6 protein-coding genes and 1 pseudogene are annotated in these 7,669 nt (G+C 40.0%); 3 read left to right on the top strand and 4 right to left on the bottom strand.

Annotated elements, in window-relative coordinates; translation table 11 throughout:
• Positions 1–807 (top strand): HTH domain-containing protein (locus ACQV2O_RS08295; RefSeq protein ID WP_428875534.1); only part of this gene is annotated, 807 nt, incomplete at its 5' end.
• A gap of 106 nt (positions 808–913) precedes the next feature.
• Here the strand turns inward: ACQV2O_RS08295 and fni are convergent.
• Genes fni through mvk form a run of 4 tightly spaced genes read right to left on the bottom strand, consistent with a single transcriptional unit; the run spans position 914 to position 5,175 of the window.
• Positions 914–2,002 (bottom strand): type 2 isopentenyl-diphosphate Delta-isomerase, encoded by a 1,089-nt coding sequence (gene fni / locus ACQV2O_RS08300; protein WP_428875535.1) that lies wholly within the window; start codon positions 2,000–2,002, stop codon positions 914–916.
• A 3-nt stretch (positions 2,003–2,005) separates the two neighbouring features.
• A complete protein-coding gene (locus ACQV2O_RS08305) occupies positions 2,006–3,154 on the bottom strand; it encodes a phosphomevalonate kinase (protein WP_428875536.1) in 1,149 nt (382 codons plus the stop codon).
• A gap of 10 nt (positions 3,155–3,164) precedes the next feature.
• Positions 3,165–4,163, bottom strand: coding sequence for a diphosphomevalonate decarboxylase (gene mvaD / locus ACQV2O_RS08310; protein WP_428875537.1), 999 nt, complete (start codon positions 4,161–4,163; stop codon positions 3,165–3,167).
• Positions 4,156–5,175, bottom strand: a complete 1,020-nt coding sequence (gene mvk, locus ACQV2O_RS08315; RefSeq protein ID WP_428873337.1) for a mevalonate kinase — start codon at positions 5,173–5,175, stop codon at positions 4,156–4,158. The genes mvaD and mvk overlap by 8 nt, the downstream gene beginning before the upstream one ends.
• Before the next feature lie 160 nt (positions 5,176–5,335).
• Between mvk and coaA the strand changes: the two genes are divergently transcribed.
• Together coaA and guaA are read left to right on the top strand one after the other, a co-directional pair.
• Positions 5,336–6,283, top strand: coding sequence for a type I pantothenate kinase (coaA, locus tag ACQV2O_RS08320; protein ID WP_428873339.1), 948 nt, complete (start codon positions 5,336–5,338; stop codon positions 6,281–6,283).
• Positions 6,284–6,475: 192 nt separating this feature from the next.
• A pseudogene (gene guaA / locus ACQV2O_RS08325) lies at positions 6,476–7,402 on the top strand (glutamine-hydrolyzing GMP synthase); the annotation flags it as partial.
• Positions 7,403–7,669: the final 267 nt, after the last annotated feature.

The following is a 7,669-nucleotide window of genomic DNA, read 5'->3' on the forward strand; positions in this document are numbered from 1 at the left end:
CGATTTGCTTTCCAACTTAAAGATAACCGAAATGTCTTTCAAAAGATAGACCCTTGCGTTAATTTGAACTATTTACTTTGTCGACATGATTTCAGAGTTGTAAATAAAGACCGTTATGATGATCGAGATGTGGTGATAACCAACCTCATTGATTCCTATGATCGACTTTTAGCCTTTGGGCAAAAACATCTAAATGATTTATTTGTTCTAGACGGGACTTTAAATGTTAATGCAAGAGATATGATTTTAAGGGAGATAATATCCAACACCCTAGCCCATAGGGATTATTCTAGTGGCTTTCCAGCCAAGATGATTATAGATGATGAAAAAATCTTAGTTGAAAATAGTAATCTAGCCCATGGTTTAGGTGTTTTGGATATAAAAAGATTTAAACCCTTTCCAAAAAACCCACCTATATCAAAAGTCTTTCGAGAAATTGGAATTGCTGATGAACTAGGCTCTGGTATGAGAAACACCTATAAATACGCAAAACTTTATTCAGGAGCCGAACCTGTTTTTGAAGAAGGAGATATTTTTAAAACCATCATTCCTCTTAAGGAAATTGCCACGAAAAAAGTGGGTGGGGAGACTGTCGTTCACGGTGACGCTCACGATGTCGTTCAGTACAAGGAAGATTTAATAGACTTTATTATAGATAAGATAAGAGCTAACAATAAGATAACAAGAAAAGAAATAGCTGAACAAGCTGGTGTAAGTGAAAAAACTATTGAAAGACGAATTAAAGAAATAGAAAACCTAAGATATATTGGAAGTGGTAATAATGGATATTGGGAATTAGACGAATAAAAACTATTAAGAAAACTCTAGAGTTGTCAAACATATGTTACACAAGGTGCTTCTAAAATGGGCATGCTTATGTCTTAGCGTCTAACAAAAATAAACATTAAAAAAATTAAGTCTTGAAAGTTTCGCTTTTTCGACTGCGTTGGGCAAGAGCGTTGACATCAAGCTGTCTGGCTGTAGCCCAATGGTAACTTTCGCCACTGAGGATTAAATCTGTTTTGCGCAAATCTTCAATTGATTGACACGATAGGAGGAGTAAGGTTCGTTTAAGGGCTGAGGCCCAATCACCTACCCAATCAACGGTCGCATCAACACCTAATTGGTCCACCGAATGCAGAAATTTGCCTGCAATCCCACAACTTTTAGCGCCCAAAGCTAAAGCTTTGACGATGTCTAAAAAGTCGCGGATACCACCCGAAGCTAAAATGTTGATTTGATCTTGAAAATTCAGCGATTCTAGCAAAGCTTCTACACTGGTTTGCCCCCAGTTGGTCAAGCTTGAAAAGTCTAGCTGGTCATTGCGCTGATTTTCAATCTGAACAAAGTTGGTGCCACCACGTCCACCTAGGTCCACCGTTTGGACCCCTAATTCCTTTAGTTCTTGAAGGGTCTCTTGACTCATACCAAAGCCAACTTCTTTAACAATAACAGGCACCCCTAGGTCATCAACGATTTTTTGAATGTTTTCTTTCCAGTTTGAAAAATCACGATCCCCCTCTGGCATTACAACCTCTTGAGCGGTATTTAAATGAATCTGTAAGGCATCGGCTTGAACTAAGTCGACGGCTCTTTTGGCATTTTCCAGATCATGATGGGCTCCCAGGTTGGCTAAGATAAAGCCTTGGGGATTCATTTGACGAATAATGGTAAAGGAATCAGCCACTTGAGGGTCTTTAAGGGCAGCTGAAATAGAGCCGACCGCCATGGTTAAACCAGTACTTGCAGCAACTTGGGCTAAATGCTGATTGTAACTTTTTGTTTTAGGACTGCCACCTGTCATAGCATTTATATAAAAAGGTAAAGAATGTTTTTTACCTGCCCATTGAGTGGATAAATCAATTTGATGGATATGAAGACGACCCAGTGAATGGTGGACAAAACGGACGTCATCAAAGGAATTATTTTTTCTAGTCTTTTGTTGGTCTAAAGCATAACGCAGGTGGTCATCTTTACGATTGGTCGATAAAGAAGAAGTCATTATCTATTCAATCCTTTCTGAGCTTGATTGTGGGGCCACTTGAAGATTTAGGGGCACAATTCCTTGAACTTTCCATTGCTTGAGAATGCTCTCCTTGGTATTTATATCATAACCTAAGGCAATACCGCAATCTCCACCACCAGCCCCTGAACTCTTGCTAGCATAGCCATGTTGATTACCAATTTCAATCAGCTGATTTAAAGCAGCCGTTTCAATGGATAGGTTATAAGCCTTACCTAAGCCAAGTAGTAAGTTACGGTAATTACTGATGGCTTGTTGGATCAGGTCTGCTTGATTATTAATTAGTCCATCTTTTAATTGACGAACGACTGCAGGGGCTTGATCTATAAAGGCTTGGAAAGCTTGTGGCTGAGCAGATATTTGGTCTTTTAATTGTTTGACCAAATTGTCGGTAGAAGCCGTATGCTGAGTCCAGCCAACCAGGACTTGCAAGTCTTTAGAAACGGCTAAGTTTTCAATTATTAAATCTGGCCATTCTTGCTTTAATAAAGCCGTAATCGAAGGAGCGTTAGCGATCATTTCTTTTAAAAGCTTGCGATCAGGTGCCATATAATAGGTCCAACCACCAAAAGCGTTAGCAGCGATATCGCCAAAGCTACCAGAAGCTCCTAGACGCAGTTGACTGATAACGGCTAGGCGGTAGAGCCTCTCAGCTGAAAGCTTGATTTTGTGAAAGTTAAGTATAGCTTGGATGGTACCGACTGTTACGGCACCGCTAGAGCCTAGACCGTATTTTTTACCCGAGTCACTTAATAGTTGTGATCGAATGTGTAAATGAAAGTTTCGACTATTAAAGTTCGATTCTTGTAAGAAGGTGTGGGTCACCTTAGCTGCTTCTATCACGTAACGCCACTGGTCCAGTTGATCTTCTTCTAGGGAATAGTCTTCTGCAACTCTCAAGTGCGAATCATCTGTTTCTAAGCAAAGGGGCGCATAGCCTCCTTGATGGTTTTCAATCAGCCAGCCTTTCTTAGTCCTTTGACGGATTGTCAGCTCAAGGTACTGGTCGACCGCAATCAAGATAGCTGCTTGCTTAGGCGCCAAAACAGCGTATTCACCAGCAATATAGAGTTTGCCAGGGATTTTTATGGTTTGAGTTTGTGATGATTGAAGGCAATGCTTAGGATTCATGACGATCCTCCTAATGATTAATAAGCGGAATTGAGAAGGGTTGAGGTCCGGGGCGAGAGACAATAATTGTTTGCGGGTGAAAGTCTTGCCTCAACTTTTCTTGAATGGCAGGAATTTGACTGTAGGGACAGATGATTTTAACATTCGGTCCCGCATCCATGGTAAAGTAGGCAGTTAAGCCAGTCTTTCTCAGTTGGCGAACGGCTTCCATAGCCTTTAAGGATTCCGCTTGAAAGTAGCTAAAGCTTGGATTAGCTGCCAACATGGTTGCATGCATCTTCATGGCATTATGTTCAGTGATTTGACCGATTTTTTGAATATCTCTAGCCTTAATGGCTGCCTTAATTAATGCTAAATCTTTAGCTACTTCCTCTGCCCATAAAGCGTAGAAAGGCGAAGTTTCAATGGTGTGTTGCATGGCTTGACGGCTGGAAAACTTTTTAGCCTTATGATTGACTACTAAAGCAATCATGCCAATGTCCCAATCGGCATCATCAAAAGCACGAGCAAAACTCGATTGAGAGTCCTCACCTTGTCCTTTTTCCCATTCCACAAAGCCGCCAAATAAAGAGCGAGAGGCAGAGCCTGAACCAAAGCGGGCCATGATTGAAAGTTCTTCTTGAGATAGATTGAGATTTAAGGCCTCATTACAGGCACAGGCTAAAGCAGCAAAGGCTGAGGCCGATGAAGCTAGACCTGCTGCAGTGGGGACGTGGTTGTAACTAATTACTCGTGCTTTTAAATCCGTGTTCTTGATTTGACGAAACGGGTCTAAAAAGCGCGAAATCTTTTGCCGCTCTTGGATAGATTGAGTTTGATCATTTAGGATAAATTGATCCTCGTCATAACTCTTAGAAAAATGCACTTGTGTTTGCGTATAAAAAGCCTCTAGCGTTAAAGAAAGGCTAGAGGTAACTGGCAACATCAAGTCTTGATTGCGTTTGCCCCAATACTTGATTAAAGCAATATTAGTATGGGCTTGAAAATTAGCAATAAAATCTTTAGTCATGATGTGACTCCTTTGCTTGTTCTGCTTTTGAAAGGTTAAGTAGCCATGTTTTTTCTGCACCGGCTTGTTCCATCGATTCAGCAATCATTTGGGCATGAGTTTGATCTTTAGCCAAGGCAATCACGCAACCGCCCATGCCACCACCGGTTAATTTAGCTCCTAAAGCGCCAGCTAACCAAGCGGCATTGACGATGTGGTCAAGGGAAGGGTTGGAAACACCTAATTGGTTGAGATAATAGTGGTTGTAAGTCATTAAACGACCCAGTTCAAGTGGATCTTTTTTACGAATCGCTAGGAAGGCTTGACGCACAAAAAAACCAATCGTTTCCATAGCGCCATTAACAAAGCTAGCCTTACTTTGTCTTAGTTGGGCAACGTGATTGACAGCTAATTTGGTCTGGCCAACTTGACCGGAATCAGCCACTACTAGATAAGCTTCTAAGTCCAAATCAAAATCACGAGCTTGCTGACTCTTACAGTATATAATAGATCGATTGGAAGAAGTTACTAGGGTATCTATCCCCGATGTCGATTGATGGGCAATCACTTCTGCTTCATTTGTAATCATGCGTAAGTGATAATCCTTGATGGTCTTACCATAATAGTCACAAACCGCTCGAATTAAAGCCACAGAAACAGCTGCTGAAGATCCCATACCACGCTCTTGTGGTATTTCAGATAGAATTTCAATATGAAGTGGTCTTTTGGGTAGTTGTTTGGAGTCTAAGGTTAGTTTTAAAGCCATCTTTAAATTATTTAAATGATCCGGTGCTTGTTCAAAAGCTCCCTTATAATAAGGACAGTCAATGGTTGAGTAAGCGTAAGCAGAAGGTGTCACTTGGACTTTTACCTGACAGGGTTTGAAAGGAATGGCAATGGCCGGATAGTCATAAACCACGGCATGTTCACCCATTAAAATAATTTTAGAATGAGCAAATCCAAGGCCCAGCTTATTTTTTTTGCTTGAAGTTGATTTCAAAGAATAATGAGGTTTACCGAATGAATGGTTCATGAACTAGCTCCTTTCTGTAAAAGATATATATTAATGGTAGCGCTTATGCTAAAATAAGAGCCAAATTAACCATTAAAAAATACTGTTTCATTGGAGTATTTTAACACATATTACAAGAAGTTTGTATTAATTCATTATGAGACTTCAGTAGGAGGAAGATATGTATTTTGCAATGAACGATTATTATGCCACCTATAATCGTAAAGAATGGCAAGCTTTCCAATCGGAAAATTTAGAGATTTTACCGATTGATGAGCTGGCTAGTTTAGTGTCGCTCCAAGACCGTTTGACGCAAACAGATGTTAGAGAAATTTATGGTCCGTTATTACATTATATTGAAGCAGATTTTCAACATACCATGAAATACAATATGGCTAAACAGGAATTTTTTGCCATGGGGGAAGTGGACCCATTTGCATACCGCAAGGTGCCTTTCATCATTGGAATTTCAGGTTCAGTAGCTGTTGGCAAATCAACGACGGCTCGTTTGCTCCATCAATTGCTAAGTGAGACCTTTCCTAAACGGAAAGTGGAGTTAATCACTACCGATGGTTTTCTCTATCCAAATGAGGTTCTAGAACAAAGAGGGATGCTACACCGTAAAGGTTTTCCAGAGTCCTATGATATGTCCTTACTCTTAGAATTTATGACTCATATTAAGACGCAGACTTCTCCTTTCTCAGTACCGACCTATTCCCATCTATGTTATGACATTGTCAAAGGTCAGTATCAAATCATCAATAATCCGGACATTTTAATTGTGGAAGGGATTAATGTTTTGCAACTTCCTTCCAATCAACAAATCTATGTCAGTGATTTCTTTGATTTTTCGATCTATATGGATGCTGAACAAGAACTAATCCATAAGTGGTTTGTTGAGCGATTCTTGGTTCACTTACAAATGGCGAAAACAGATTCTTCTAATTATTATCATAAAATGAGTAATATGAGTCGAGAAGAAGCCATCGCTTATGCAGATAATGTTTGGTTTACCATCAACTTGCCTAACTTAATCCAACATATTAAGCCAACTCGTTCACGAGCGGATGTGGTCTTGCATAAGTCGGTTAATCACTATATCGACCATATTCACGTTAAAAAATACTAAAACTTATCTTTTGGCCGAATAGATTTAAAAGGCGAACAAAAAGGATAAATTCCGAATAAAAACTTGTAAAAACATACTTTCATTCGCTGAAGCATGATAGAATAAACGCAAGAGATAAAATTTAGGAGGAATACAATGGTAGAAGTAAGAAGACCTGAAGCTATGGAGCGTATTTCAAGCCCAGAGATGGCTGAGAAATTTATTGAAGAACAAATTTCCTTAATCAGAGAACAAGTAGGCGACAAGAAAGTTCTATTAGCATTATCGGGAGGCGTGGATTCCTCTGTAGTAGCTGCATTATTAATTAAAGCCATTGGCAAACAATTAATCTGTGTCCATGTCAATCATGGCTTATTGCGTAAAGGCGAGCCAGAACAAGTGGTTGAAGTCTTTAAAAACCAAATGGATGCCAACTTAATTTATTCAGATAGTGTGGAGCGCTTCTTAACGAAATTAGAAGGCGTAACTGATCCTGAAGAAAAGCGGATGATTATCGGTAATGAATTTATCGAAGTTTTTGCTGAAGAAGCGCGCAAGTTAGAAGGCGTAGACTTCTTAGCTCAAGGAACTATCTGGCCCGATATTTTAGAAAGTGAAGACGGCATCAAAGCTCACCACAATGCGGGGGGTTTACCAGAAGACATGAACTTTGAATTAGTAGAACCTGTGCGGATTCTCTTCAAGGATGAAGTGCGTATAGTTGGTGAAACTTTGGGACTCCCTCATGAGATGGTTTACCGTCAACCCTTCCCAGGACCAGGTTTAGGCGTTCGTTGTTTGGGCGAAATTACTCGTGACCGTTTAGAAGCAGTCAGAGAATCAGATGCAATTTTACGCGAAGAATTTGCTAAGAACGGTCTGGCTGAAAAAGTATGGCAGTATTTTACCGTGGTACCTGATTTTAAATCAACTGGTATCAAAGACGGTAAGCGTACTTACGATTGGCCAGTTATTGTGCGTGCCGTCAATACCAAAGATGCAATGACAGCAACCGTCGAAAACATTCCATTCGATCTTATGCAACAGATTGTTGATCGCATTACCCACGAAGTGCCAGGCGTGAGTCGTGTACTTTATGACTTCACACCAAAACCGACAGGAACGATTGAGTGGGAATAGGTCCCGAGATTTTGTAACCCTTGATTTTACTAACTACTCTAAGGGTACGAGTGGTTCATGATACGATTTTGATGCTATAAATAGTGGCTAACCACTGGGAATAAAGAATAATAGAAGAAAATAAAAGACTAGTTAAAGAACAAACCCCTGATTGAGGTAAGAGGCGAGTTAGTAACTAGTCTTTTGATTTTGGCTCTATGTCAAATAGGGTTATGCTATCCAAGGAGATTAAGCAATTAACGGTTGCTTAGTCTCCTTTTCTTTTCT

It is taken from the genome of Facklamia sp. P13055 (assembly GCF_050409445.1).
In the GTDB taxonomy this organism is placed as follows: Bacteria; Bacillota; Bacilli; order Lactobacillales; family Aerococcaceae; genus Facklamia.

Excerpts from the sequence above, each read along its gene's own strand:
- fni (WP_428875535.1), bottom strand. The coding sequence starts at position 2,002 with ATGACTTCTTCTTTATCGACCAATCGTAAAGATGACCACCTGCGTTAT.
- ACQV2O_RS08305 (WP_428875536.1), bottom strand. The coding sequence starts at position 3,154 with ATGAATCCTAAGCATTGCCTTCAATCATCACAAACTCAAACCATAAAA.
- mvaD (WP_428875537.1), bottom strand. The coding sequence starts at position 4,163 with ATGACTAAAGATTTTATTGCTAATTTTCAAGCCCATACTAATATTGCT.
- mvk (WP_428873337.1), bottom strand. The coding sequence starts at position 5,175 with ATGAACCATTCATTCGGTAAACCTCATTATTCTTTGAAATCAACTTCA.
- coaA (WP_428873339.1), top strand. The coding sequence starts at position 5,336 with ATGTATTTTGCAATGAACGATTATTATGCCACCTATAATCGTAAAGAA.